At 69.7% G+C, this 24889-nt stretch carries 23 protein-coding genes and 3 pseudogenes; 15 read left to right on the forward strand and 11 right to left on the reverse strand.

The features are described 5' to 3' along the window. Positions 1–34: 34 nt before the first annotated feature. From QF037_RS04540 to QF037_RS04550, 3 genes are all read left to right on the forward strand, one after another. The gene (locus QF037_RS04540) at positions 35–724 is read left to right on the forward strand and encodes an NPCBM/NEW2 domain-containing protein (protein ID WP_307022034.1); all 690 of its coding nucleotides are present in this window, start codon (positions 35–37) and stop codon (positions 722–724) included. A gap of 24 nt (positions 725–748) precedes the next feature. Then, complete coding sequence (locus QF037_RS04545) at positions 749–2467, forward strand: 5'-methylthioadenosine/S-adenosylhomocysteine nucleosidase family protein (protein WP_307022036.1); 1719 nt, start codon at positions 749–751, stop codon at positions 2465–2467. Between the two features lie 66 nt (positions 2468–2533). After that, on the forward strand, positions 2534–3349 hold the full coding sequence (locus QF037_RS04550) for an SAM-dependent methyltransferase (RefSeq protein WP_307022038.1): 816 nt from the start codon (positions 2534–2536) through the stop codon (positions 3347–3349). A 132-nt stretch (positions 3350–3481) separates the two neighbouring features. On the opposite strand, the pseudogene QF037_RS04555 reads toward QF037_RS04550, so the two are convergent. Next, positions 3482–4582: pseudogene (locus QF037_RS04555) on the reverse strand (pectate lyase family protein); the annotation flags it as partial. Between the two features lie 436 nt (positions 4583–5018). Here QF037_RS04555 and QF037_RS04560 point away from each other — a divergent pair. Next, positions 5019–6206, forward strand: coding sequence for a right-handed parallel beta-helix repeat-containing protein (locus QF037_RS04560; protein WP_307022040.1), 1188 nt, complete (start codon positions 5019–5021; stop codon positions 6204–6206). Positions 6207–6423: 217 nt separating this feature from the next. On the opposite strand, the gene QF037_RS04565 is transcribed toward QF037_RS04560, so the two are convergent. Both QF037_RS04565 and QF037_RS04570 read right to left on the reverse strand, forming a co-directional pair. Then, positions 6424–6864 carry a tetratricopeptide repeat protein gene (locus QF037_RS04565; protein WP_307022043.1) on the reverse strand — a complete coding sequence of 147 codons (441 nt, stop codon included), beginning with the start codon at positions 6862–6864 and terminating at the stop codon, positions 6424–6426. Then, positions 6864–7973, reverse strand: coding sequence for an LLM class flavin-dependent oxidoreductase (locus QF037_RS04570; protein ID WP_307036982.1), 1110 nt, complete (start codon positions 7971–7973; stop codon positions 6864–6866). The genes QF037_RS04565 and QF037_RS04570 overlap by 1 nt, the downstream gene beginning before the upstream one ends. A 235-nt stretch (positions 7974–8208) precedes the next feature. Between QF037_RS04570 and QF037_RS04575 the strand changes: the two genes are divergently transcribed. Continuing rightward, positions 8209–8580: a DoxX family protein gene (locus tag QF037_RS04575; RefSeq protein ID WP_307022045.1), complete on the forward strand. Its 372-nt coding sequence runs from the start codon at positions 8209–8211 to the stop codon at positions 8578–8580. 171 nt (positions 8581–8751) lie between these two features. Here the strand turns inward: QF037_RS04575 and QF037_RS04580 are convergent, their stop codons facing one another. From QF037_RS04580 to QF037_RS04590, 3 genes are all read right to left on the reverse strand, one after another. Further along, the gene (locus QF037_RS04580; protein WP_307022047.1) at positions 8752–10071 is read right to left on the reverse strand and encodes a replication-associated recombination protein A; all 1320 of its coding nucleotides are present in this window, start codon (positions 10069–10071) and stop codon (positions 8752–8754) included. A gap of 60 nt (positions 10072–10131) precedes the next feature. Next, positions 10132–10332, reverse strand: coding sequence for a hypothetical protein (locus QF037_RS04585; RefSeq protein WP_307022048.1), 201 nt, complete (start codon positions 10330–10332; stop codon positions 10132–10134). A 173-nt stretch (positions 10333–10505) separates the two neighbouring features. Beyond that, positions 10506–12728, reverse strand: coding sequence for an alpha-L-fucosidase (locus QF037_RS04590; protein WP_307022050.1), 2223 nt, complete (start codon positions 12726–12728; stop codon positions 10506–10508). A gap of 428 nt (positions 12729–13156) precedes the next feature. On the opposite strand from QF037_RS04590, the gene QF037_RS04595 reads away from it, so the two are divergent. After that, positions 13157–13651, forward strand: a complete 495-nt coding sequence (locus tag QF037_RS04595) for a carboxymuconolactone decarboxylase family protein (RefSeq protein WP_307022052.1) — start codon at positions 13157–13159, stop codon at positions 13649–13651. A 218-nt stretch (positions 13652–13869) separates the two neighbouring features. Here the strand turns inward: QF037_RS04595 and QF037_RS04600 are convergent. Both QF037_RS04600 and QF037_RS04605 read right to left on the reverse strand, forming a co-directional pair. Further along, a pseudogene (locus QF037_RS04600) lies at positions 13870–14181 on the reverse strand (NmrA family NAD(P)-binding protein); the annotation flags it as partial. A 263-nt stretch (positions 14182–14444) separates the two neighbouring features. Then, positions 14445–14789 (reverse strand): MarR family winged helix-turn-helix transcriptional regulator, encoded by a 345-nt coding sequence (locus QF037_RS04605; RefSeq protein WP_307022055.1) that lies wholly within the window; start codon positions 14787–14789, stop codon positions 14445–14447. Between the two features lie 246 nt (positions 14790–15035). Between QF037_RS04605 and QF037_RS04610 the strand changes: the two are divergent. The 5 genes and pseudogenes from QF037_RS04610 to QF037_RS04630 form a co-directional block, all read left to right on the forward strand. Next, positions 15036–15146 (forward strand): annotated as a pseudogene (locus tag QF037_RS04610) (HAD family hydrolase); the annotation flags it as partial. Between the two features lie 205 nt (positions 15147–15351). Beyond that, entirely contained in the window at positions 15352–15588 is a 237-nt protein-coding gene (locus QF037_RS04615; RefSeq protein ID WP_307037826.1) for a hypothetical protein, read from the forward strand. A gap of 83 nt (positions 15589–15671) precedes the next feature. Then, positions 15672–15980 carry a GNAT family N-acetyltransferase gene (locus QF037_RS04620; protein WP_307022057.1) on the forward strand — a complete coding sequence of 103 codons (309 nt, stop codon included), beginning with the start codon at positions 15672–15674 and terminating at the stop codon, positions 15978–15980. Between the two features lie 11 nt (positions 15981–15991). Next, positions 15992–16402: a (4Fe-4S)-binding protein gene (locus QF037_RS04625; RefSeq protein WP_307022059.1), complete on the forward strand. Its 411-nt coding sequence runs from the start codon at positions 15992–15994 to the stop codon at positions 16400–16402. 308 nt (positions 16403–16710) lie between these two features. After that, positions 16711–17712 (forward strand): NAD-dependent epimerase/dehydratase family protein, encoded by a 1002-nt coding sequence (locus QF037_RS04630; RefSeq protein WP_307022062.1) that lies wholly within the window; start codon positions 16711–16713, stop codon positions 17710–17712. 35 nt (positions 17713–17747) lie between these two features. On the opposite strand, the gene QF037_RS04635 is transcribed toward QF037_RS04630, so the two are convergent. Next, on the reverse strand, positions 17748–18860 hold the full coding sequence (locus QF037_RS04635) for a sensor histidine kinase (RefSeq protein WP_307022064.1): 1113 nt from the start codon (positions 18858–18860) through the stop codon (positions 17748–17750). Then, positions 18857–19597, reverse strand: a complete 741-nt coding sequence (locus tag QF037_RS04640; RefSeq protein WP_307022066.1) for a response regulator transcription factor — start codon at positions 19595–19597, stop codon at positions 18857–18859. The genes QF037_RS04635 and QF037_RS04640 overlap by 4 nt, the downstream gene beginning before the upstream one ends. 122 nt (positions 19598–19719) lie before the next feature. Between QF037_RS04640 and QF037_RS04645 the strand changes: the two genes are divergently transcribed. From QF037_RS04645 to QF037_RS04655, 3 genes are read left to right on the forward strand one after another with little or no spacing between them, the layout of a single operon-like run. Further along, a complete protein-coding gene (locus tag QF037_RS04645) occupies positions 19720–20400 on the forward strand; it encodes a glycosyltransferase family 2 protein (RefSeq protein WP_307022068.1) in 681 nt (226 codons plus the stop codon). Continuing rightward, the gene (locus QF037_RS04650; RefSeq protein WP_307022071.1) at positions 20397–21065 is read left to right on the forward strand and encodes a TIGR04282 family arsenosugar biosynthesis glycosyltransferase; all 669 of its coding nucleotides are present in this window, start codon (positions 20397–20399) and stop codon (positions 21063–21065) included. The genes QF037_RS04645 and QF037_RS04650 overlap by 4 nt, the downstream gene beginning before the upstream one ends. Further along, positions 21062–21817, forward strand: a complete 756-nt coding sequence (locus QF037_RS04655; protein WP_307022073.1) for a class I SAM-dependent methyltransferase — start codon at positions 21062–21064, stop codon at positions 21815–21817. The genes QF037_RS04650 and QF037_RS04655 overlap by 4 nt, the downstream gene beginning before the upstream one ends. Positions 21818–22133: 316 nt before the next feature. Here QF037_RS04655 and QF037_RS04660 read toward each other — a convergent pair whose 3' ends face one another. Next, complete coding sequence (locus QF037_RS04660) at positions 22134–23396, reverse strand: molybdopterin-dependent oxidoreductase (protein WP_307022074.1); 1263 nt, start codon at positions 23394–23396, stop codon at positions 22134–22136. Between the two features lie 114 nt (positions 23397–23510). Here QF037_RS04660 and QF037_RS04665 point away from each other — a divergent pair, with 114 nt between their 5' ends. Further along, entirely contained in the window at positions 23511–24842 is a 1332-nt protein-coding gene (locus QF037_RS04665) for a hypothetical protein (protein ID WP_307022076.1), read from the forward strand. The last annotated feature ends 47 nt before the right edge of the window (positions 24843–24889 follow it).

The following is a 24889-nucleotide window of genomic DNA, read 5'->3' on the forward strand; positions in this document are numbered from 1 at the left end:
CCGGCCCGGAGCACGGACGTTCGGGGGGACAGAAATGGATCTCGACAAGAAGACGGACAGCGACAGGGACGAGCGACGTCGACGACGTCGCTGGGGCGTCATCCCACGCTGGCTGGAGGTCCTTGCGATCTGCATGGCGACCGTGGCGGCCGGCTTCTTCGGCGGCAGGGTCACGGTGGTTCAGGCCGACGCCCCCACGCCGACCGCCACCATCACGGCGACGGTCACGGCGACACCGGAACCCAAAGTGAGCGCCAACGCCGAGACGGATCCACCGACCGACGACGCGACCACGCCCGAACCGAGCACACCCGAGAACGCCTCCAGCGTCTACCTCGCGGACCTCGAACCGGTAGAGGGGGACCGAAGCGTCCAGCCCATCACCGTCCACGGCCGGCACTACGCCAAGAGCATCACCCTGACTTGCAGCAGCAGCGGCACCAGCGTCGTCTACAGCACCAGCGGATACACACGGCTCCAGGCACAGGCCGCCATCGTGGCCGACTCGCCCAACGCGATCGGTTCCATGGGGACCATCAAAGTCACCAACGCGGCCGGAGACCCGATCGGCAAGGACGCCACCATCCAGTCCAGCAAGGCCACCGAACTCTCGGTCGACGTCACCGATCAGGACCAGATCCAGATCGCCTGCGTGATGACGAAGTCGGGCGACGAGGACGACTGGTACTTCTACGGCGGCCTGGGCGATGCCACGCTGTCGTGAACAGCCCGGAACGAAAGAGACTCGATGAGGCCACCGGCGTCCGGAGCGGACATCGTCGTCTTCAGCGCGCTCGGCAAGGAGTCGGCCGCGGTGATGGATCACCTCAAAGGACCACTTACCGAACACGAGGTCCGCGGAGCCCTGTTCGAACTCGGCGAATTCACCGGCGAACACGCCACCTGGCGCGTGGCATGCCATGAGACGGGAGAGGGAAACGCCGCCGCAGCAGCCCTCGTCGAACGGGCCGTGACGGAGTTCGAGCCTCACCACATCTTCTTCGTGGGCATCGCGGGCGGTCTCAAGGACGTGCAGCTGTGCGACGTCGTCGCCGCCCGCCACATCTACGACTACGAGAGAGGCAAGGACGAGGAGGAGGGCTTCCAGGCCCGTATCACCACCCATCTGTCGTCCTTCGCCCTCGTCCAGCGTGCCCAGTCGGTCGCCCGCTCGGAAACCTGGCGGGACCGCATCAGGTCCCCGCTGCCCGACCGCACCCCGAAGGCCTACGTCAAGCCCCTCGCCGCCGGCTCGAAGGTGGTGGCCAGTGAGCGCTCCGCCACGGCTCGGCTGCTCGCCCGGCACTGCGGTGACGCGCTCGCGGTGGAAATGGAGGGATACGGCTTCCTGCAGGCCGCGTACGTCAACGCGGGCGTCGGCGCACTCATCGTCCGGGGGATCTCCGACCTGCTGTCCGACAAGGGCGAGGACAACGACGACGTCTGGCAGCCGGCTGCCTCCAGGTGCGCCGCGGCCTTCACCTTCGAGGTGCTGTCCAAGCTGTCCGCTCCCCCGAAACGGCGACGGGGACTGGGGAATTTCGTCGGCGAGTTACGCCGGACGCGGCAGCCCGGCGGGCAGGCGACGATCGGGTTCGGGCCGGATCACTCGGCGGTCGTCATCGGCGGGGACGGATCGATCGAGCGGTGGGACCTGAAGTCGGGCGAGGCTCTGCCCGGTGCCCCGGGCGAAGCCGAACTGCGCCTCGGCCACCAGGCCATCGCCTCCCCGTACCGCCACAGTGTCGCCGTCGCCCGCCGCACGCGACTGGAACTCGTCCACTTCGTGGCCACGTCCGGCGAACACCGGCGGCGTACCGCGCCCCTGGCCCAGGACGAGTTCCTGGTCACCAGTGGCGGCACCGTTCTGGCCACCCATGACGGCCGCCGCCTGGCCGTGCGCGACTTCGAGGACGGCCGGACTCTCCGCGAAGTGCCCTGCCCCCAAGGTCTCGCGGCATCCGCCATCAGTAGCGACGCCTCGGTTGTCGCCATGGCCACCTCGAACAAGGTCCACGTCCACCAGCGGCATCGTGTATCGGTCGAACTGGACATCCGCAACCGGCTGGAGATTCTCAAACCGGGCTGCTGGCTGAGCGTCTCCCCCTCCGGGAGGTACGTCGCGTGCGCCACCTTCCGCGAACTACGGGTCTGGCAGACGGCTGATCAAACCATTGTTGCACCGGGAGTTCAGCAGGCAGGAGAGCGTCGACAGCCTCGGGGCCCAAGGCATGCGCCTGCTCTGCACCGACGAGGGGAAGGTGCTGTGGCTCCGTCGGGGCCTGCTGTCCCAGGTGACCCACCAGCCCGAGATCCGCCATCTCGAACAGGCCGGCCGTTACGACGACTTCACCGTCCACCCCGACGGAGACCTGCTGGCGGCCGTCAGCGGCACCAGCCTCGTACGGACCTGGGAATGGAACGGCTGAGGCCGACCGACCCGAACCCCTCAACGGGTGGGCACTAAGCGGGTGTTCGGACGTAGGTTGTGCCATGAATGACCCGCACCTCGGCCGAAGGACTGACGCGACTCATGACTGACCCTGTGACGACGCCCGAACCAGCGGAGCACCAGAAGATCGACACCTCTGTGCCGCACTCGGCCCGCATCTGGAACTACTGGCTGGGCGGCAAGGACAACTACCCCGTGGACGAGGCGGCCGGCGACGCCTACACCGCCGTCTTCCCCGGAATCGTCACCATCGCCCGCAGCAGCCGCGCCTTCCTGCGCCGCAACATCACGTACCTGGTCTCCGAGGCGGGGATCCGTCAGTTCCTGGACGTCGGCACCGGCCTTCCGACCGCCCAGAACACCCATGAGGTCGCCCAGCAGATCGCCCCCGAGGCACGGATCGTCTACGTCGACAACGACCCCATGGTCCTGGGCCACGCGCGTGCCCTGCTCTATTCCACCCGCGAGGGCGCGACCGCCTACATCGACTCCGACGTCACGGATCCGGACCGCATCCTCGCCGCGGCCGCGAAGACGCTGGACTTCGGTCGGCCCACCGCGCTCATCCTCAGCAACATCCTGGGACACGTCGCCGACCACGATCAGGCCCGCTCCATCGTCACCCGGCTCATGGACGCCCTGCCCTCGGGGAGTTACCTCTCCATCAACGACGGCTCACGCGGCGTGGACCCGGTCTTCGAGCAGGCCCAGGACGCGTACAACGACAGCGGGGCGGTGCCGTACAACCTGCGCACTGTTGAGGAGATCACCGCGTTCTTCGACGGCTTGGAACTGGTCGAGCCGGGCGTCGTCTCGGTCACGCAGTGGCGTCCGGAGCCTGGTTCCACCAGCGCGGACGTCATCGCCGAGCACGGCGGTCTTGCCCGGAAGCCGTAAGCGGCGACCGTAGCGGTCGTCGCGGCGTGACCCAGGTCCCGCGATGAAGCCGATCGTGCGGGCCGGCAACCAGGAGGTACCCCCCTGTCGCCGTCCCGCACGTTGCCGTAGCCCATTCCGGCGATCTGGTCAGCACCTGCCGTCCGACACCAGCAGACCCTTGCCGGCACCAGCCGTCCGGCTCACGATGTTCGGCACGCAGGCGGCCGCGTCGAGGCTGTGGGCGTAGGGGATGCTCACCGTGGTGTTGGACTTCGGGTCGGGGCCGGCGGGATGGTTCTCCGTACCGGGGCTGGACCAAGTCACGTTGTCGTAGATGTTGCCGCTGACCTGCCAGTATCCGGCCGCGTCGGTGTAGAAGGTGCCGAGGACGTCCTTGGAGTCCTCGAAGTAGTTGTTGTCCACCTTGGCCTTGGCGCCGGCCCGGGAGTTGATGCCGGACTCGTTGAGTTTCACGTAGTGGTTGTTGTACATGTGGGCTGTGCCGCCACGCAGCAGAGGGGTGCGCGAGTCGATGTTCTCGTACCGGTTGTGGTGGTAGGTGATGAAGCTGTTCGAGACGTCGCTCTCACTCGATCCGACGAGGCCACCGCGGCCGGAGTTGCGCAGGATGCTGTAGGAGAGCGTCACGTACTGGGTGTTGTCCTTCATGTCGAAGAGACCGTCGAACCCCTGTGCCTCCCCGCCCGATGCCTCCAGGGTGGTGTGATCGACCCAGACGTTGCGGACGTTGCGCTCCATGCCGATGGCGTCACCGCCGTTGGACGTGGGCGAGCCCGACTTCTTGACGTTCCGGATGGTCACGTTCTGAATGATGATGTTGCGGGCGTCGCGCAGGTGGATGCCCAACTGGTCGAAGACAGCGCCGCTACCGACCCCGATGATCGTGACGTTACTGACCTCCTTGAGCTCGATCACGCCGGCGGCGGTGTTGCAGCTGGCGCCCGACACCTTGGTGGTGTTGCCGTGGTTGATGGTCCCCTGCACCTCGATGGTGATCGGGGTGCTGCTGCTGGCCCGGCCGCACAGGGCCGCGTGGATCGCGGTTCCCGTGGTGGCCCGTACGGTCGCCCCGCCCGCGCCGCCGGTGGTCCCGCCGTTCTGGGTCGCGTAACCGCTGGCGCTACCGGTCGCCGCCGATGCCTCGGGTATCGACAGAACCGCACCGGTCGCGGCCGTAATAGCCATCGTGGCCAGCGCCGCATGGAGTCGCAGTGAGAGTGGTCGCTTCATCCTCGTCTCCTCGTCTTCTCGTTCGTCCTCGAATGTCGGGGCGTTGCTTGCGTCGGCATGGCCGGCCGGACAGGCGCACGAGTTGATCCCCTGTGGGTAAGCGCTTTCTCGGACCGTAGGGACCTGTCACGACCGCGTCAATACTGTTGTACGGATTTTGTTCACGTAGGTGAACTCCTAGTGAGCGCGACACTTTGGTCGATACACCCCGAGCCTGGCGGACGGCATCCCTGAAGAACTCGTCCAGCCCGCATTACTGAGGATTCAACCCAGAGCACCTGCCACGCTCCGGCGCGCCGACGATCACCACGCTTGATTCACGGATGCAGACAACGATCATGTGCAGATACCTTGACGCGACTCCGACACGCTTCTTAACTTCTCCGGAAAGCGCTTTCCCGCCACCCGTTCAAGGCCTCGCTCTGGAGACGAATCCATGCGCCTGAAGCACGTCGCCGCGTCGACCGCCCTCTCCGGACTGCTGGCCGGCTTCCTCACCTTGGGCTCCGCCGGCGGTGCGCACGCCGCGACCGACCTGTATGTGGCGCCGAACGGCAGCGACAGCAACGCGGGGACACTCTCCGCCCCGTTGAAGACCATCCAGCGCGCCGTGGATCTGGCGCAGGCGGGGACCACCATCCAGGTCCGGGGCGGGACATACGCACCGAGCACGAACCTTCAGTTACTCAAGAGCGGCACGGCGAGCCAGCCCATCACCCTGCGCAGCTACAACGGCGAGCGCGTGATCATCGACGGCGAGAACATGCCGTACACCCCGGGAGCGGTGGATTCGAGCATCCCCCGTTCCGAGCGTGGTGCCGTTCACATCGAGGGAGAGTACTGGCGGCTGGTCGGCCTGGAGATCATCCACGGCCCCTACGGCGTGTTCGGCGTGGACACCAGCGGCAACGTCTTCGACCGCGTCGTCACCCGGGACAACTACGAGTCCGGGTTCCACCTCCAGGGCGCTTCCAGCAACAACCAGATCCTGAACCTGGACAGTTACGGAAACCGCGACCCTCGCAAGAACGGTGAGAGCGCCGACGGGCTCGCCATCAAGGAGGGCACCGGCAGCGGCAACGTGTTGCGTGGCGCCCGGCTGTGGAACAACGCCGATGACGGCCTGGACTTCTGGATGTTCGACAACTCGCCCATCCTCGTGGAGAACACGCTCGCGTGGGGCAACGGGTACAACCGGTGGAACCTGCCTGACTACCAGGGCGACGGCAACGGCTTCAAGATGGGCGGCAACGGTGTGGCCGCCAACCACACCGTCCGCAACAGCATGGCGTGGGACAACTCCGCCGGCGGCCTCGTCGACAACAACAACCCGGGCAAGATGACGATCGAACGCTGCACCGCGTGGGACAACGTGAAGACCGGCTTCACCTTCAACCGGTCCTCCAGCACGCTGACGAAGAACCTCGCGGTGGCCAACGGCACGGACGTATCGCTGGGATCGAACTCCACGGGCAGCGGCAACTCCTGGAACCTCGGCGGCAGTTGGCCCCTCGCCAGCACCAACGCGAGCACGATCACGGGTCCCCGGGCGGCCGACGGCTCCATCCCGACCTCCACGTTCCTGCGCCCCAGCAACGGCGCGGACGTCGGGGCACGGTTCTGAGCGAGCACGCCCGAAAACCCGTCAAGAACCTGCCGGAGCGACGGCGCTCGCGTTGGCCGAGGCGGCAGCGACAGACATGACGCGCGTTCAACCGCGTCTCAGTCATGAACGGGAACCCGTGCCGGATCCTCGACCAGCACTGCCGCACGGGAACCCCGCGGGACAGCCAAGAGGGGCACCGGATCAACCGGCGCCCCTCTTCCGCGCACCCGCCGCTTCAGGACTGGAAAGGCAGTTCGCCCGAGAAGGCGGCGGCCATCCGCAGCCAGGGTGCCGCCTCGTCGCTACGCCCCTGACGCTCCAGGGTGCGGCCCAGCATCAGGTGGGCGTAGTGCTCCACCGGATCGCGGTCGATGACCTGACGCAACTGCTCCTCGGCACGCCCCAGTTGGGCCGAGTGGTAGTACGCGCGGGCCAACAGCAGCCGAGGACCGGTCTGCTCCGGAACCTCCTCGACGACGATGGCGAGGAGACGGGCGGCGCCGATGTAGTCCCGGGCCTCGAAAAGCAGTTGGGCCCTCTCCCAGCGCTCCAGGACGCTCTCTTCGTGCGGCACGCCGACGCCGTTGTCGAACAGGTGCAGCGCGCTGGCCCAGCGGTCGGGCGCGACTCCGTCCTGCGCGGGATAGTCGTTGAAGCTGTCGATGCTGTCGGCCATCACTCTTGCCTTCCTGTCGGCTCGTGGACGAGGTCGGTGCCGCGGGCGGTGAGCAGCGACGCGTGGGTGGGGGCGTCGGGCACATCGGCCGGCCGGCCCACGGCGAACTCCTTGCGCAGCACCGGGACCACCTCCGCACCCAGCATGTCGATCTGCTCCAGCGCCGCCTTGAGCGGGACTCCGCCGCCGTCCACTATGAACAGTTGGCGCTGGTAGTCACCGGCGTAGTCGCGGAAGGACAGCGTCTTCTCGATGACCTGCTCCGGGGTGCCGACCGTGAGCGGGGTCTGCTCCATGTACTCCTCCATGGGCATCCCGCCGCCCATCACAGGTGAGCGGTCGAAGACCGGGCGGAACTCGCGTATGGCGTCCTGGGAGTTGCGGCGCATGTAGACCTGGCCGCCGAGTCCCACGATCGCCTGCTCCGCACTGCCGTGTCCGTAGTGCGCGTACCGCTGCCGGTACAGGTCGATCATCTTCCTGGTGTGCTCCTTCGGCCAGAAGATGTTGTTGTGGAAGAAGCCGTCGCCGTAGTACGCGGCCTGCTCGGCGATCTCGGGCGAGCGGATGGAGCCGTGCCAGACGAAGGGCGGTACGCCGTCCAGGGGGCGGGGGGTGGAGGTGAAGCCCTGGAGCGGCGTACGGAACTTCCCCTCCCAGTTCACGACGTCCTCGCGCCACAGGCGGCGCAGCAGGGCGTAGTTCTCGATGGCGAGGCCGATGCCGTCGCGGATGTCCTTGCCGAACCACGGATAGACCGGGCCGGTGTTGCCGCGGCCCATCATCAGGTCCACCCGGCCGTCTGCCAGGTGCTGGAGCATCGCGAAGTCCTCGGCGATCTTCACCGGGTCGTTCGTGGTGATCAGCGTGGTGGAGGTCGAGAGGATGAGCCTCTCGGTCTGCGCGGCGACGTAGCCGAGCATCGTGGTCGGCGACGAGGGCACGAACGGCGGGTTGTGGTGCTCGCCGGTCGCGAAGACGTCGAGCCCGACCTCCTCGGCCTTCAGCGCGATGGCGACCATGGCCTTGATGCGCTCGCGTTCGGTCGGCGTCCGGCCCGTGGCCGGGTCCGTGGCGACGTCACCAACGGTGAAGATGCCGAACTGCATCGTGATCAACCTCTCATCATGTTGATACATCAACCAAGACACCTTAACGCACCCCCGCGTATCCGTATTCCGGCCGCACCCGTCAGCCGCCCCTGTCGGCGCCCCGCTCGCGGTCGTCACCTAGTTGACACATCATCCGCGTCTCCCTATGTTCCTCGTGACGAACCTGTTGACGAAGCAACCAAGAGGCCACGCCCCCGCCGGGGCACGGCCATCACCGGAGGGAACCACCCCCATGTACATCACCGCTGCGGTCCTCAGCGTGCTGCTCGCCCTTGTGGCACTGGCCGCCGGCACGCCGAAGGCAATGCTGAAGGGCGACGTGTCCGCGGGGCTCCAGTCCCACATGGGCCTGAGCGCTGGGCTGGTCCGCTTCATTGGACTGGCCGAGGCCGCCGCGGCCGTGGGCCTGGTCGTGGGGCTCTTCTGGCAGCCTCTGGGCATCGCCGCCGCCGTCGGCTTCGGGATCACGATGATCGGCGCGGTGGGCTTCCACACCAAGGCCGGCGACTACGCCGATCCCGCCACGCGCGGAAACGCCATGGCCCCCATCATCCTCGCGCTGGTTTCCGCGGCGACCGCCGTCACCCTCGTCCTGGCTATGTGAGCCCGACCCCGAGGCACCGGTCCGGCGGCCCCCGCAGCGGTCGGACAGCGCCTACCGGTCGACCATCACCCAAGCGCCGACCTACCACTCCGAGGAGCGGCTCTGGCCCCAGAAGCGGGCGCGGCCTGTCCCGTCCTGACTGTTTCCGTACGGGTGTCTGTGCGCGGGCCGTCAGTCGGCGGAGTCGGGGCGTTTGTTGCGCAGGGCCGACCACCGGTCCAGTCGGCGGCGGATGTGCTCCTCGTAGCCGCTCCCCGTGGGATGGTAGAAGGTCTCGCGGTCCATGCCCTCGGGGAAGTAGTCGGCGCCGGAGAACCCCTCCGGAGTGTCTGGGTCGTACTGGTAACCCTCGCCGTAACCGATGTCCTTCATGAGCCGGGTCGGCGCGTTGAGGATGTGGAGTGGCGGCATCAGGGAGCCGGTCCGGCGGGCACGCTGCTGTGCGGCGCCGAACGCCCGGTAGACTGCGATGGACTTGGGGGCGGTCGCCAGATGGACCACGGCCTGCGCGATGGCCAGCTCGCCTTCGGGTGAGCCGAGACGCTCGTACACGTCCCAGGCCGCCAGGGCCTGTTGTACCGCCTGGGGATCGGCCATTGCGATGTCCTCGTTGGCGAAGCGTATGAGTCGGCGGGCGATGTACAGGGGGTCTTCGCCGCCGTCGAGCATGCGGGCGAGCCAGTACAGGGCCGCGTCGGGGTCGGAGCCGCGCATCGACTTGTGCAGCGCCGAAATCAGGTTGTAGTGACCCTCCTGGGCCTTGTCGTACAGCGGAGCCCGCCGCTGGATCTGCTGGGCGAGAGCGGAGGTGTCCAGCGGCGGTGTGCCCTCGGGCAGCGCCTGGAGCTGCTCGGCCATGTTGAGCAGGAACCGGCCGTCGCCGTCCGCCATGGCCATCAGGGCCAGGCGGGCCTCGTCGTCCAGCGGCAGTTCGCGCCCGGACAGCTCCTCGGCGCGTGCGATCAGGGTGCCCAGGGCCGTGTCGTCGAGGCGTTTGAGGACGAAGACCCGGCAGCGGGAGAGCAGGGCCCCGTTCAGCTCGAAGCTGGGGTTCTCGGTCGTGGCCCCGACGAGGGTGACCGTGCCGTCCTCCACGTAGGGCAGGAAGCTGTCCTGCTGGGCGCGGTTGAACCGGTGGACCTCGTCGACGAACAGCAGCGTTCCCTGGCCGATCTCGTGCCTGCGCCGGGCCGCCTCGAAGACCTTCCTCAGATCCGCGACACCGGAGAACGTGGCCGACAGCGGCTCGAAGGCCAGCTCGGTCCGCTGCGCCAGGAGCCGGGCGATGGTGGTCTTCCCGCATCCGGGCGGCCCCCAGAGGATCGCCGACACCAACCGCCCCTGCTCCACCATGCGCCCGAGGGGGGCGTCGGGCGCGAGCAGGTGTTCCTGGCCGACGACGTCCTCCAGGGTGCGCGGCCGCAGCCGGTCGGCCAGCGGGCGCTGTGTGTCCTCGTCGAACAGGGGCAGTGCTTGTGCTTCGTGCTTCATGGACGGGTCCTTGGCTCCTGGCTGGCCTCGCGGTGGATGTGGCGAGCGGCCGGGTGTTCGTCAGTCGGCGCCGCCACCGTGGGCGACGACCTTGGTGGGGTGCAGGCGGACGACCAGCTCACCGGGACCGGCATTGCGCCTGCCGAACCCCTCGGCCTTGTCCGCGCCCCGACCGGCGGGCCACAGGACAAGGGGCCGTTCCTGCATGATCAGCGCGTGCGCCGGCACCGGCAACACGACGATGGTGAGCCCTGCGCTCACCATCCTCTCCTCGCGGACGACGATCCGCTCCGCAAACTGCGGACACATGATGGTCGACAGACGACACGCGTCGGGAACGGAACGGAGTTCCTAGAGCCGTGGCCCCGAACCGGTGTCGCGAGCACGGTTGTGCCGTCGCGGCCACCGGCCGGGCTCAGGATGTCCCACGGTTCTCAGGCACGCCAGTGCACTTTGAAGACCCAGGCGTGCTGTCCCGCCCTGCGTGCGGCTTCGGGGACGTCGATCACCAGCGCCCCGTTGCTGACGGTCCACGTCAGGGGTCGGCCGTGGCCGAGCATCGTCACCCTGTCGCCGGCCCGGATCGGGATCGGTGCTTCGACGGTGAGTTTGGCGCCCGGCCTCGCCAGGGAGTGGATGTAGAAGGCCTCGTCCGGGCGGACGGTGAACCGCAGGTCCTCGCCCAGTTCGGCCATCCGGGACCAGTACGTGGTGTCGTAGATCGCCTCTCCGTTGGTACGCAGCCAGCGGCCTGTCTCACGCAGTCGGGTCTGCATGATCTCGGGGATGGTGCCGTCGGCACGCGGGCCGATGTCGAGAAGGAAGTTGCCGTTCTTGGAGACGATGTCGACGAGGCTGTGCACGACCTCCTCGGTCGTCATGTAGGCGTCGTCCGGGGTCGCCTTGTTGTACCCGTAGCTGAACGGGTCCAGTCCGCGGCTGGACTCCCACTTGGCGACGACCGTGTTGTCGTACGTCGTGTATTCGGGGGTCGTGAAGTCGTGGAAGCCGATGCCCGAACGGTCGTTGACGGTGACCTCGATGGGCCGCGCGCGGTTCTTCGCGTGGTTGAAGTACTCGGCCAGGACGTGAAGGCTGTCGTTGGCGCCGCCGATGTCGCACCAGATGAGCTCCGGGTCGTAGCCCTGGATCAGCTCCAGCATCTGCGGGGCCTGGTAGTCCTTCACGAAGTCCTTGCCCCCGGTGTAACCCGTGTACGGCTCCGGCTCCTGGGTGTACGGATTACGTGGGGCGTGACCCATCCACGGGTTGTCCGGGTTGAACCACTCGGGCATGGAGAAGTAGAGCCCGCGGTGGAGTTCGGGGGTGTAGCGGCGGGAGGCGTCGAAGAGTTCCTTGATGAGATCCCGTTTCGGGCCCATCTTCACGGAGTTGCGGTCGGAGACCTTCGTGTCCCACAGGGCGAAGCCTTCATGGTGCTTCGAGGTCAGCACGTGATACTCCGCGCCCGCGTCCCGGAACAGTTCGACCCAGGCGCGCGGATCGAACTTCTCCGCCGTGAACATCGGGATGAAGTCGTCGTAGGAGAAGTTCTCGCCGTACGTCTCGCGGTGGTACCCGTAGACGGCGTTCGCCGGGTCCTGCATGTGGTTCCAGTACCACTCGGCGTACTGCTTGCCGACCGGCGACCAGGCCGGCACCGAGTAGACGCCCCAGTGGATGAAGATGCCGAACTTGGCGCCCTGGAACCAGTACGGCGCTTGGTGGCCGGAGAGCGAGGACGCGGTGGGCTGGTAGTCGGCGACGCCGAGGGTCAACCGGCCTTCCTGCGCGGCGACTTGGGTTCCGCGTCCAGTGACGGTCACCGAGCCGTCGCGGACCGTGCCGGGGGCGGTGCCCGCGCGGTTGCGGATGCCCACGCGGACACGGGCCTGCTCACCGGGGTCCAGACGGCGGACACGGGCGGCCTCGACGGTCCGGGCTCCCGGAACCTCGACGCCCACCGACACGCCGTCCGCGGCCAAGACGGAGACCGTCCCCGCGTTGATGACGGTGGCTTCGATGCTCTGGGCGCCGGACGAGTCCAGCAGCGAGTTCGTGGACCGGGCCCCGCGCAGGGCCAGCGCGCGCCCCTGGGCGGCAGGCTGCACGGACAGCGCGAACACATGGAGCGACGCCTTGTTCGCCTGCGCCGGGTTCGTCACCGGGAGCGTGATCGCTACGGCGTCGCGCTGCGGGTCGATCCACAACTCTGACGTGCCGATGCCAACACGGTGTTCGTCCTTGGTGCCGTCCGGTGTGTAGCGGTACGGCACCGACAGTGATCCACCCGTCGCGTACCAGTCGGATCCGCCGAGGGGGGCGGTCGTGGTCGAGCCGTCCGCGTAGTGGACCGTGGCCTTGCCGGAGGCGTTGCCGTAGCTGCCCGCGGTGAGGAAGAGAGCCGAGAGGTAGCGGCCTTTGGGCAGTTCCACGCGCTGGCCGAGCGCGACGACATTGTTCTTCCCGCCCGTGTCCGAGGCCGGGAAGATAAAAGGCACACCATCGACTTCGACCCGGCCTGCGGGAAGTTCCTCGCCCGGGAACGTGTAGCCCGAGCCGTCGAAGTCGCCGCCCCGCGCGGAGGCGGTGTCGATGCCGTCGTTGTCGTAGAGGGAGTCAGGGGAACGGGGACGGGGTCGGGGACGGGAGCCCACGGCCCGGCATATTCGGCCAGTGGTTCGACGGCGAGTGGTTCGACAGCGTGTGCGGCGGTGGCTGAGGCAAGAGGAAGGGCCGCAGCGGCGGCGACTCCGGCCGCGGCGCCCAGGACCTGACGTCTCGGATACGTACCCATGAGCGGCTCCAATTCATCGGATGTCTGATGATTGAATGGACTCACCAAGCTGTCAACTGCCCCGACAGAGCCAAAGATTGAGATATAGGTCGGATGAAAAATTTGACTGCCAGCCTCGTCCCGCCAACGCGTCGAGCGGTTCGGCGGTCATGACGATCACCTGCGCGGTCTGCCCGCAGTCCGACCCAAGGGCCACGCAGGCGTATCACAGATCCGAAGTTGTTGCGTCAACTACAATGCCGTGATCATAGAGCGAAGGCCACAGCAAGCAGACAACGAGCGGGAGACATGCGGATATTCATCGACAAACAGAGCCCCAAAGCCTTCCACGCCCTGCGGCAGACCGCGGAAGCGGTGCGGACGGTTGCCGCCGAAGCGGGGCTCGACCGCACCGCTGTGGAACTGATCAACCTCCGCGTGTCGCAGATCAACGGCTGCGCCTACTGCCTCGACACCCACACCAGGGCAGCCCTGCGCGCGGGTGAGTCGACGCAGCGGCTGGGAGTGCTGGCCGCCTGGCGGGACACCGAGGTGTTCTCCCCCACGGAGCGCGCGGCCCTTGCGCTGGCCGAGGCCACGACCGACCCCACCGATGCCGTCGCACAGGAAACCGCTTACGAGGCCGCTCGACAGGTACTCACCGACGACCAGATCTCCGCTGCGATCTGGGTGGCGGTCACCATCAACGCGTTCAACCGGGTCTCGATCATGAGCAAGCACCCGGTACGGGCGAATCGAGATGCTCCGGGAGGGAAGAGCGGCGCCCCACTGTCCGATGGGTGATGCGGCCCCCGTGATCTGACCCGGGTACGGGAGATCAACCCGGCGCTGAAGGCCCTGCGGTGAGCGGGCAGCTCGACGGCAAGGTCACCGTCTCCTTGGCCGAGGGCCTGCCGTCGGGTAGGACGCGGCGTGCCAACGCCGACGCCAGTGAACTCTCGGTCGAAGTCGCCGTAGTACTGGAACATCTTGCCGAGCTCCTCGGCCAACGGAATCTCGAGGGTACGGAAGTAGTCGTTGGGCACGGACTGGAAGCGCACCGGCTCGCCCAGCGCCCCCGCCGGCTTCTCCGCGTACTGCGCACCGGTCAGATGGTCGCCGACCAGACCGACCGTCCGGCCGATGAAGCCCGCACCGCCCTTGAGAATGGCGAAGGCCGTCCGGTCGATGTCCGCCACGTCCACCCCGGACAGGAGCTTGCCGTCCCCCAGGGGCAGGGTCAGCGTCAGTACGCCTTCCTCGCCGCGCTGGGGGCCGAGGCCCTGCAGGAAGCCCTGGAAATAGAAGGTCGTATTGAGGAAAGTGGTCGGCACTCCGGCCTGGCTGAACAGCTCATTGCCCTCACCCTTGACGTCGAATGCGGCACGTTGTACTTCCCCTGCAACACCGACATACGGCTGTCCTCCAGCGGCAGCAGCACGCGGGTGTCCTCCAGCGTCGACCAGACCACGTGCCGCAGTCCGGTGGCCGCGGCGGCTTGCGCCAGATCAGAAGGGGTTGTTGTTGATACATCAACAATACTGCCGCAGCCCAGTTGATGCATCAACCCAGGGAGCAGGTTCGCATCGTCACGGCGTCAGGGTGGGTCCATCTCCAGTCGACCGAGGATGCGTTCACAGAGAACGGTGAGCGTGTCGAGCTCTTCGGGGCTGAGGGGATCGATGACCAGTCTGCGCACAGTGGCGACGTGGTGGGGGGCGGCCGTCTCGATGGCCGCGCGGCCATCGGGGGTGACGACCACATGGACACCGCGCCCATCCTTGGGGCAGAGCTCCTGGGTCACCAGGCCGCGCTTGGCCATGCGGCGGAGGTGGTGGGACATACGGCTCCGCTCCCACTCCACCGTGTTGGCCAGGTCCTGGAAGTGCCGCAGACCGTCGGGCGCGTCGGTGAGGGCCACAAGAACGACGTAATCCGCCATGGACAGATTGCCGCAGCCCTGCAGTGCGCGCGCCGCGCCACAGCGCACCGGACCACATCGGTTCAGTCCCTCGATCCAGAAGGGTGCCGCCATGACAACCGCCCCTGCCGCGCCTCCCGTTGTCCCTCTCGTCCCTCCGAAACTGATCGCTACGGACCTTGACGGCACGCTCCTCCGCAGCGACGGAACGCTGTCGGACCGACCCGGGCCACCCTGACGGCAGCCGAGCAGTCCGGGATCCGCGTAGTGCTGGTCACGGGCCGCCCGCCGCGCTCCGTGCCGGAGTTGCCGGCCACCATCGCACCGCATTTCGTCATCGCCGCCAACGGCGCGGCCGTCTACGCCCCTGACGGAACCCTGGCGCACGCGTCCCCGATCCGGCCCCCGGCGGCCATCCGGCTCATCTCGCGCGCGCAGGACGCTGCCCGGCACCGCTTTCGCCGTCGAGTACGACGGGCACTTCGGCCACGAACCGGCCTACCCGACCTCGTCGTTCGGGGAAGAGACCGCCGATCCGGTCGGCACCGCCGGGGAACTCCTCACCCGCATCCCAGGCAGGCCGGTGCTGAAGATCCTCGCCCACCACCCGGCCCTACCCCTCGACGACTTCTACGAGCGGGCTCGGAGCACCGCGGGCAGCAACGCCGAGACCACCTACTCCACCGGCCTGTCCCTGGTGGAGTTCAGCGCCCCCCTCGTCACCAAGGCCACCACCCTGCTCGCACCCATCCGGACGTCCTGCGGGCCGCACATCATCGCGCCCCTCCCGCTGACCCCTCGTCCTCGCGGTAGAGGTTGACTCATCGGCTCCCCTTGGGTATTTTTGTTGATTAATCAACTATAAAGTGATCGCGGACTTTCCCGGATTCCAAGGAGGAACAAGTGACGGTCAAGGTGATCGACCAACCTGAGGCGCGCCGATACGAAGCCACGGTGGACGGGCAGTCGGAAGTCGCGGGTTTCTCGCAGTACATCCGGACACCGGAACTGATCGCCTTCCTGCACACGGAGGTGCGGCCGGAGTTCGAGGGCCGTGGGGTCGGTTCGGCGCTGGCTCGGACCTCTCTCGACGAGGCACGCGCCGCGGGGCTGAGGGTCCTTGCCACGTGTCCCTTCTACGCGGCCTGGATCGGCCGCCACCCGGAGTACGCCGACCTGCTGTACCAGGCCCGGAGCAAGGTCAGCGACTGAGGGAGATCGGCATGAGCGGCACACCCCCGAAGAAGGCCTACAAGGCGCCGGAGATCACCGTGACCTTCGAGTCGCGGCGTTGCCTGCACGCCGCCCGGTGTCTCAACGGCTTGCCCGAGGTCTTCGACGTGAACGCGCGTCCGTGGATCCGGCCCGACGGCGCCCCGGCCGACCAACTGGCAGAGGTGGTGCGCCGCTGCCCCTCGGGGGCGCTGCGATACGAACTGCCGGATGGCGGGAGCGAGACTCCGGACCGGCCCACCCGCATCACCCGGACTCCTGACGGACAGCTGGTCGTGCGTGGCGACCTGTCGCTGGACACGCAGGAAGGGACGCACAGCGAGACCAGGGCCGTGCTGTGCGGCTGTGGGACCAGTCAGATGCAGCCGTACTGCGACCACTCCGGCCCCTGCGGCCGGTAGCAACGGCGGTGGCGAAGGAACCGACCACGAACTGGTCGGCCCGCTGATCACTGCCGAGCCCGTACGCGGTGGCCTGCGTGAGAAGTGGCGTGGCGGCCGCCATCGCCAAGGCGGTGTCGCCACCGGCCGCCGGGTGCGTGAACTGCCCGTCACGGCAGATGCGCTGCTCTGACGCCCCGCGCTCCGGAACCGAGGTCGCGCGCGGGTCGTGGGGTGTCCCGGTCCGACGCGGCCTCGGCTTCTTACGGAGTCGTGACGTGCGGGCGCTGTCCCGCTCTTCCGCGTTCCGCCGGGCCTAGCGTGGCCGTATGCGTGTACTGGTCACCGGCGGTGCCGGGTTCATCGGGTCCCATGTCGTCGAGGCGCTGGCGGCGCGCGGGCACGAGCCGATCGTGTACGACGTCCGGGCCGATCCCGGCGCCGACGTCCGCGATCCGCCTGCAGTCGCCCGCGCGCTCGCCGGTGTGGACGCCGTCTGCCATCAGGCGGCCATGGTCGGGCTCGGCAACGGGGTCGCCGACGCGGCACAGTACGTGGCGCACAACGACCTCGGTACCGTCGTGCTGTTCGCCGCCATGGCCGAGGCCGGCATCGGGCGTCTTGTGCTCGCCGGGTCGATGGTGGTCTACGGGGAGGGGCGCTACGAGTGCCCGCGGCACGGTGTCGTACGGCCCGGACCGCGTGCCGTCGCCGTCCTGGACGCCGGGCGGTTCGAGCCGCCGTGTCCGGTGTGCGGGGCGGACCTCTCCCCCGGTCTGGTCGGCGAGGACACCGCGACCGATCCGCGGAACGTGTACGCGACGACCAAGCTCGCCCAGGAGCACCTGGCCGCCGCCTGGGCCCGCTGCACCGGCGGTTCGGCGGTGTCGTTGCGCTATCACAACGTGTACGGGCCGGGCATGCCCAGGGATACGCCGTACGCCGGGGTGGCCTCGTTCTTCCGGTCCGCGCTCGCCCGCGGTGAGGGACCGCGAGTGTTCGAGGACGGGGCGCAGCGCCGGGACTTCGTGCATGTGCGGGACGTGGCGGCGGCCAACGTGGCGGCGCTGCAGGCGTCGCCGGCCGCGGGTGTGCTGACGGCGTACAACACGGGCAGCGGTGACCCGCACACCGTGGGCGAGATGGCGCGGGCCCTGGCCGCCGCGTACGGCGGGCCCGAGCCGGTCGTCACGGGCGAGTACCGGCTCGGGGACGTACGGCACATCACCGCCGACTCCGCGCGGCTGCGGGCCGATCTGGGGTGGAAGCCGGAGGTCGGGTTCGCGGACGGTATGGCGGAGTTCGCGCGGGCCGGGATGCGCACCGTGTAGAACTGCGGTGCCACAGACCGGTGGTGCTGCCCGCATCAGGAAGCGGCGGCGGGCAGCACCACCTCGAAGCGGCAGCCGCCGGGGATGTTGCGTACGGTGGCCCGCCCCTGGTGCGCCTCGACGATCCCCCGGACGATGGCGAGCCCGAGGCCCGCTCCGGCCGGCGGCGTGCGGGCGTGCGTGCCGCGCCAGCCGGTGTCGAAGACGCGGGAGAGGTCCTCGTCGGGGATACCGCCGCAGCCGTCCGTCACCGACACCACCACTCCCTCGGGCGAGCGCTCGGCGGCGACGGCGACCGTGCCGTCGGCCGGGGTCCGGCGAATGGCGTTGACCAGCAGGTTGCCCAGGACCCGGCTCATCTCCTTGGCGTCCACCTCGACCGGCAGCATCTCGACATGGCCGCCCACCAGCCGCACCCCGTACTCCCGGGCGAGCGGGTCGGCTCCCGCCAGCGCGTCGCCGATCAGGTCGTAGAGCGAGATGCGGGCGTAGGACAGCGGCAGCGTGCCGGCGTGGATGCGGGAGAGTTCGAAGAGGTCGCCGACCATGTCGTTGAGGCGTTCCACCTCGGTGCGCATCTGCCGGAGGTAGCGGGTGGGGTCGGCGGCGACGCCGTCCTCCAGCGCCTCCGACATGGCGCGCAGACCGGCCAGCGGAGTACGCAGATCGTGCGAGATCCAGGCGACGAGTTCGCGCCGGGACGCCTCCAACGCCCTTTCCCGTTCGCGGGATTCGGCGAGTCTGGCGCTGGTGGCCGCCAACTCCCGGCTCAGGTGTTCCAGTTCGGCGGTCGCGGGGACGTCGGGAGCGGCGAAGTCCCCGCCGTCGCCGAAGGAGCGTGCCGCCACGGCGAGTTCACGGCTGCGCGCGACCACCCAGCGGCCCAGGAGGAGCGCGGTGGCCAGCGAGACCACGGCCGCCATCGCGACGACCGTCGTGACGACGGTCAGGTCGTGCGGGGACAGGAACATCGCCCAGGCCACGGCGAGCGTGCCCGCCAGCATCGCGACGATCCCGACGGCCGCCACCACGGCCAGGGACGCGGTCAGTGAGCGGCGCCGGACCACGCGCAGTACGGCCGCTCCGGCCAGCCCGGTGGCGGCGGCGCCGGCGAAGGCGTACAGGGCTATCAGCAGCGTGTCGTTCACGATCCGCTCTCCTCTCCCGTGGATCCCGTGGGATCGAAGCGGTAGCCCACGCCCCAGACCGTCTGGATCAGGCGGGGGCGGGCCGGGTCGTCCTCGACCTTGCCGCGCAGGCGGCGGACGTGGACGGTGACGGTCGACAGATCGCCGAAGTCCCAGCCCCACACCTCCCGCATCAGGTCCTCGCGGCTGAACGCCCGTCCCGGATACCGCAGGAAGTAGGAGAGCAGGTCGAACTCACGCAGGGTGAGGGCGAGTTCGGTGTCGTTCTTGGCCGCCCGGCGGGCCGCGGGGTCGACGGTCAGGCCCGCCGCGCCCAGCCGTGCGCCGGGGGTGGCGGGCCTGCTGCGACGCAGTACCGACTCCACGCGCAGCACCAGTTCGCGGGGGCTGAACGGCTTGGTGACGTAGTCGTCGGCGCCCACTTCCAGGCCCAGGATGCGGTCGTCCTCGTCGCCTCGGGCGGTGAGCATGATGACCGGGACCGGCCCCTGGCCGCGCATCCGGCGGCAGACCTCCAGGCCGTCCATGCCGGGCAGCATGAGATCGAGCACGACCAGGTCGGGCCAGTGCGCGGCGGCACGGTCGAGGGCCGTCGGACCGTCGTCGGCGCGGTCGACGACATAGCCGGCGCGGTCCAGGTATCCGGCGACGACCTCGGCGACGGTGGGGTCGTCGTCGACCACGAGGATCCGCGTGGGACCGCTCGCGCTCTCTTCGTGCTGGTAGGGCTGCTGCATGCCCCCAGCCTGGCACCACGCCGCCGCCGTTGAGGTGCCCGGGCGCTCCCCAGGCTTCGATGTCCGCGTTTCGTAAGGAGCGGGTGTCCGTTATGCCTGATTCTCGTTCGTAGGGTGAAACGGTGACAACGACACCTTCCGACGTCGACGTGGTGCTGCCCTGTCTGAACGAGGCCAAGGCCCTGCCCTGGGTGCTCGAACGGATCCCGCCGGGCTGGCGCGCCCTCGTCGTCGACAACGGTTCCACCGACGGCTCCGCCCACATCGCCGACGCCCTCGGCGCGACCGTCGTGCACGAGCCGCGCCGGGGCTTCGGCGCTGCCTGCCACGCCGGGCTCGTCGCCGCCGCCGCCGACGTGGTGTGCTTCTGCGACTGCGACGCCTCCCTGGACCCCTCGCTCCTCGTGCCCTTCGTCGGGGAGATCCTCAACGGCGAGGCCGACCTGGTCCTCGGCCGGCGCCGTCCGCAGGGCCGGGGCGCGTGGCCCCCGCACGCCCGCGCCGGCAACCTCGCGCTCGCCCGCATGCTGCGCCGCCGCACCGGGCTGCGTCTGCACGACCTCGGCCCGCTGCGCGCCGCCCGCCGGAAGCCGCTGCTCGACCTCGATCTCACCGACCGGCGCAGCGGCTACCCGCTCCAGATGGTCGTCCGCGCCGCCGACGCCGGCTGGCGGATCACCGAACACGACGTGCCCTACCTGCCGCGCACCGGGGCCTCGAAGGTGACGGGCACCTGGCGCGGCACCTGGCAGGCCGTGCGGGACATGAGCCGGGTGCTGGCCGACGGGAGGGCCGCACGGTGACCACACTTCTCGTCATCGCCAAGGAACCCCTGCCGGGGCGGGTGAAGACCCGGCTGACCCCGCCGTTCACGCCGCGCCAGGCGGCGGCACTGGCCGAGGCGTCTCTCGCGGACACCCTGCGCGCCGTGGCGGCCACGCCCGCTTCCCGCCGCCTTCTCGTCCTCGACGGGAGGCCCGGACCCTGGCTGCCGCCCGGCTTCGAGGTCGTACGGCAGTGCGCGGGCCCTCTGGACGAGCGGCTGGCGGACGCCTTCGCGCACTGTGCGGGTCCGGCCCTGCTCATCGGCATGGACACGCCCCAGGTGACCCCCGCGCTGCTCGCCGCGGACTTCGCCGACTGCGACGCCCTGTTCGGTCCGGCCGAGGACGGCGGCTTCTGGGCGCTGGGACTGGCCGAGCCCGACCCCGACCTGCTGCGGGGCGTGCCTATGTCGACCCCGGTGACCGGGGCGGTGCAGCGCGAGCGGCTCATCGCGGCCGGACTGCGGGTACGGGACCTGCCCCGGCTGCGGGACGTGGACACCGCCGCCGACGCCGAGGCGGTCGCCGCCCTGGCCCCGCACGGACGGTTCGCGGCGCGGCTGGCCCGGTGCGCGCCGGCCGCTGCGGGGCCCGGGTCACCATCAGGTACCGGGTCCGCCGCGCGTTCGGCCACCCGCCGATGAGCAGCCCGCCCGTCACGCCTCGCGCCTGGGCGAGTGCCGATCCCTACGCCGCGGCCCTGCGCACCGGGCGCGGCCCGCTGTTCCTGCGCCGCGACGACGGCTGGCTGCTGCCGCTGGAGGTGGAACGCTGGTGCGCCCGCGCCGATGAGGTGGACCGGGACGTGCTCGACCGGTGCGAGGGCAACGTGCTGGACGTGGGCTGCGGCCCCGGACGGCTGGTGGCGGAACTCGCCGGCCGGGGCCGGACCGTCCTCGGCATCGACGTCAGCCAGGCCGCGGTCGAGCACACCGTGCGCCTCGGAGGTCAGGCACTGCGGCGCTCGGTCTTCGAGCCGCTGCCCGGCGAGGGCCGTTGGGACACCGTCCTGCTCATGGACGGCAACGTCGGTATCGGCGGTGACCCACGCGCCCTACTGGACCGCGTGGCCGCCCTTCTCAGCCCCGGCGGCCTGCTGATCGCGGAGACCGCACCGGTGGAGGTCGACGAGCGTGTGCAGGTGGCGGTAGTCGGCCTCATCGACAGCGGTGAGGCCGACCTCCCCTTCCCCTGGGCCCGGGTCGGCACGCGGGCCCTGCTCGCGCACGCGCAGGGCTGGCGGCCTTCCGGTCAGTGGACCGCGGGCGGACGATGCTTCGCGGCGCTGCGCAGCCGTAGCGCCAACAACAGCGCCGACCCTGCGAACAGCACGGCGGTGATCAGCAGCCAACGCGCCGCGAAGCCATCCGGCGACAGACCGGTGGCGGATCGGTAACGCCGGTCCACCATCCCGCTGATCAGCGGGAACCACACCAGCAGAAGCAGCGCGGACAGCGCGGCCGGCACCCGCACGTACATCACCCACTCGCGGCGGCCGGCCGCGCCGAGCCCGCGGACCACGACCCGGTCGAGCACCGCGTACACCGGAAGCAGCACCAGGTCGTGCAGCAGGGCCGCTCCCACCAACCACAGCGCCACACCGAACCGGTCGCCGTCGAGGAGCCGCACACCCGCATAGGCGGCGAGTGCGAACGAGCAAGCGAGCAGCAGGAGTTGAAAGGGACTTCCGACAGGAATCCGCGGTCGGCGCATCACAGGTCTCCGAAGGTCAGCCGGGCCACCCACTTGGTGTTCAGGACACCGGGCGCGGCGGGCACGATGATCCGGGCCGGGTGGCCGTGGTCGGGGGACAGCTCCTCGCCGTTGACGTACAGGGCGAGCAGGGACCGCGGATCGGCCACCTGGTTGGCGCGCAGGGCAGCCTTGCGGAACGATCCGCGCTGCTGGAGGGATTCGACGAAGACGTCCGGCGGGTCGTCCTCGTAACCGACGAGCGCCGCCAGGTCGCGCAGTCGCACCCCGCGCCACCACTGGTCCGAGGTCGACCAGCCCTCCACGCAGGCGATGGGCAACGCGGCGCTGTGCAGGGGCAGTTCGGCGAGCTGTGCCCGGCTGAGGCGGACGGTGCCGGTGCGCCCGGTGACGACGAGCCGCCACGCGTCCTCGCCCGTCTGTGCCGGGCTGATCCCGGCGTACGCGGCGGTCTTGTTGATCTGGAAGCCGTTCGGGCCGCTGCCGGGCTCGCCGGCGCCGTGCGGTGCGAGCAGGGCGGTGCGCCGCAGCGGTCCGTCGAAGCTCTGCCCCACCGTCGTGGCGAACAGCAGCAGCGAGCCGCCCCCGACGAACCACAGGGCGCCCCGCCGGGAGACGGTCGGCTCGTTGGGGCGCGGGGAGACCAGGTCATTGCGCTCCTCCCGCAGCTGCCGCAGATTCCGCAGCGCCATCGGCAGCTTCAGCACCGCGTGCGCGGTGAACGCGGCGAAGAACACCCAGGCGCCGTAGAAGTGCAGCCGATAGAAGGAGCCGGGGAAGACGTAGTCGAGCTGGACGTTGAGCACGCCCGTCACGAACTCGAACAGCCCTCCCCCGACCAGGAGCAGCAGCGAGATCCGTTCCAGGGCGTGGGTGAGGGAACGGGCGGGCGGCAGGGTGAACAGCCTGGGCACCACCGACCACAGCTTGGCCAGCAGTACGGGGATCAGGGTGACGCCGAGGGTGACATGGACGCCCTGGTTGAGCCGGTACAGCCAGTGCGGGCCGGTCGGCCAGGAGAAGAGGTAGAAGCCGAGGAGCCCCTTGTCCGGGGTCTTGTCGTTCACCGGCGACAGGTCCGGGTTGTAGGCGGCGTAGGAGACCAGTCCCGTCACGAACAGCACCGTGATGCCGACGAGCAGGACCAGACCCAGCACCGAGGTGAACCAGGGGCCGCGCAGCGCACTGCGCCAGAAACCGGGCGAGGACGGCAGCCGTGGGTCCGCTCGCAGGGAAAGGCGTGGGATGTCGGGGTCGCGCATGGCCCGACCGTAGGCCCGCGACGCCCCAGGAAAGGGTGCGCAACCCATGACGAAACGCTGACGTCCGGCCCGGGAGACGGCAAACGGCCGACCGGCGCGCCTAGCGTTCCCCGCGTGACCCGCTCCCCTCGCCGTGACCTGTACGCCGCCGGGGCCGCCGCAGCGCTGGTGACCGCCGCCGTGCTCATCGGCCGGTACATCCAGCACATGCACCACACCCTGTTCGTCGACTGGCCCCCGCTCCTGGCGTTCTGGGACCCCCACCTGGGTCCCGGCACCCCGGCCGCCGTCCTCGTGGCGACCGCGACTGTGGTGTACGGCCCCGCTCTCGCCGCCCGGCTCCCCTTCCGTGCCCTGCTCACGCTGGCCTGGGCCACGGCCATGGCGTGGATCTGGTCCCTCGCCCTGATCGACGGCTGGCACCGGGGCGTAGCGCGCAGGCTCACCACGCGCTACGAGTACCTCCAGGTCATCGACCGCTTCCACGACATCCACGCCGCCCTGCGGGACTTCACCCACCACATCCTGCTCGGCTCCCCCGACCACTGGCCCGCCCACGTCGCCGGCCATCCGCCCGGCGCGACGCTCACCTTCGTCCTGCTGGACCGGATCGGGCTGCGGGGCGGCGGCTGGGCCGGGGCGTGGTGCATCACGGTCGGGGCGGCCGCCTGCGTGGCCGTACTGGTCACGATCCGCGCGCTGGCCGACGAACGGCGGGCGCGGCACGCCGCACCGTTCCTGGTCCTGGCGCCGGCCGCCGTGTGGATGGGCACCTCGGCCGACGCGTACTTCGCGGCGGTGGCCGCGTGGGCGGTGGCGCTGCTGGCCCTGGCGGTCACCCGGCGGTCTTGGGGGTGGGCGTGGGGCTCGGGGCTGCTGTTCGGCCTGACCTGCTATCTGTCCTACGGTCTGACGCTCGTCGCGCTGATCGGGGCCGCGGTGCTGGTGCTCGGCAGACGGGAACTGCGGGAGCGCCCGGCCGTGCTGGTGCCGCTGCTCGTCGGAGCGGCCGTGGTGCCGACGGCGTTCACGTTCGCCGGGTTCGACTGGTGGGAGGCGTACCACCTGCTGGTCACGCGCTACTACCAGGGCGCGGGCGGCATCCGCCCCTACGGCTACTGGGTGTGGGCCAACCTGGCGTGCGCGGTGCTGATCACCGGCCTGGCGACGGCGGCGGGCCTGCGGCGGACGGGCGCGCTCCTGCTGCGACACCGCACCGGCAGCCGTGCCGACGTCCGCCTCGGCGTTCTCGTGGCCGCCGCGCTCGCCGCGCTGCTGGCCGCCGACCTGTCCGGCATGAGCAAGGCGGAGACGGAACGCATCTGGCTGCCCTTCGCGCTGTGGCTGTACCCGGCGTGCGCCTTCCTCCCCCACCCCCGTGCCTGGCTCGCCGCCCAGGCGCTGCTCGCCCTGCTCCTCAACCATCTGCTGCGCACCGGCTGGTGACCCCCGCGCAGACGCCCGGAGGTGGCACCGGGCGTTGTCAGTGCCGG

It is taken from the genome of Streptomyces canus, assembly GCF_030815415.1.
Lineage (GTDB): Bacteria > Actinomycetota > Actinomycetes > Streptomycetales > Streptomycetaceae > Streptomyces > Streptomyces canus_F.

What these genes read in the sequence shown, in the direction of transcription:
- QF037_RS04540 (WP_307022034.1), top strand. Translation starts at nt 35, where the DNA reads ATGGATCTCGACAAGAAGACGGACAGCGACAGGGACGAGCGACGTCGA.
- QF037_RS04545 (WP_307022036.1), top strand. Translation starts at nt 749, where the DNA reads ATGAGGCCACCGGCGTCCGGAGCGGACATCGTCGTCTTCAGCGCGCTC.
- QF037_RS04550 (WP_307022038.1), top strand. Translation starts at nt 2,534, where the DNA reads ATGACTGACCCTGTGACGACGCCCGAACCAGCGGAGCACCAGAAGATC.
- QF037_RS04560 (WP_307022040.1), top strand. Translation starts at nt 5,019, where the DNA reads ATGCGCCTGAAGCACGTCGCCGCGTCGACCGCCCTCTCCGGACTGCTG.
- QF037_RS04565 (WP_307022043.1), bottom strand. Translation starts at nt 6,864, where the DNA reads ATGGCCGACAGCATCGACAGCTTCAACGACTATCCCGCGCAGGACGGA.
- QF037_RS04570 (WP_307036982.1), bottom strand. Translation starts at nt 7,973, where the DNA reads ATGCAGTTCGGCATCTTCACCGTTGGTGACGTCGCCACGGACCCGGCC.
- QF037_RS04575 (WP_307022045.1), top strand. Translation starts at nt 8,209, where the DNA reads ATGTACATCACCGCTGCGGTCCTCAGCGTGCTGCTCGCCCTTGTGGCA.
- QF037_RS04580 (WP_307022047.1), bottom strand. Translation starts at nt 10,071, where the DNA reads ATGAAGCACGAAGCACAAGCACTGCCCCTGTTCGACGAGGACACACAG.
- QF037_RS04595 (WP_307022052.1), top strand. Translation starts at nt 13,157, where the DNA reads ATGCGGATATTCATCGACAAACAGAGCCCCAAAGCCTTCCACGCCCTG.
- QF037_RS04605 (WP_307022055.1), bottom strand. Translation starts at nt 14,789, where the DNA reads ATGGCGGATTACGTCGTTCTTGTGGCCCTCACCGACGCGCCCGACGGT.
- QF037_RS04625 (WP_307022059.1), top strand. Translation starts at nt 15,992, where the DNA reads ATGAGCGGCACACCCCCGAAGAAGGCCTACAAGGCGCCGGAGATCACC.
- QF037_RS04630 (WP_307022062.1), top strand. Translation starts at nt 16,711, where the DNA reads ATGCGTGTACTGGTCACCGGCGGTGCCGGGTTCATCGGGTCCCATGTC.
- QF037_RS04640 (WP_307022066.1), bottom strand. Translation starts at nt 19,597, where the DNA reads ATGCAGCAGCCCTACCAGCACGAAGAGAGCGCGAGCGGTCCCACGCGG.
- QF037_RS04655 (WP_307022073.1), top strand. Translation starts at nt 21,062, where the DNA reads ATGAGCAGCCCGCCCGTCACGCCTCGCGCCTGGGCGAGTGCCGATCCC.
- QF037_RS04660 (WP_307022074.1), bottom strand. Translation starts at nt 23,396, where the DNA reads ATGCGCGACCCCGACATCCCACGCCTTTCCCTGCGAGCGGACCCACGG.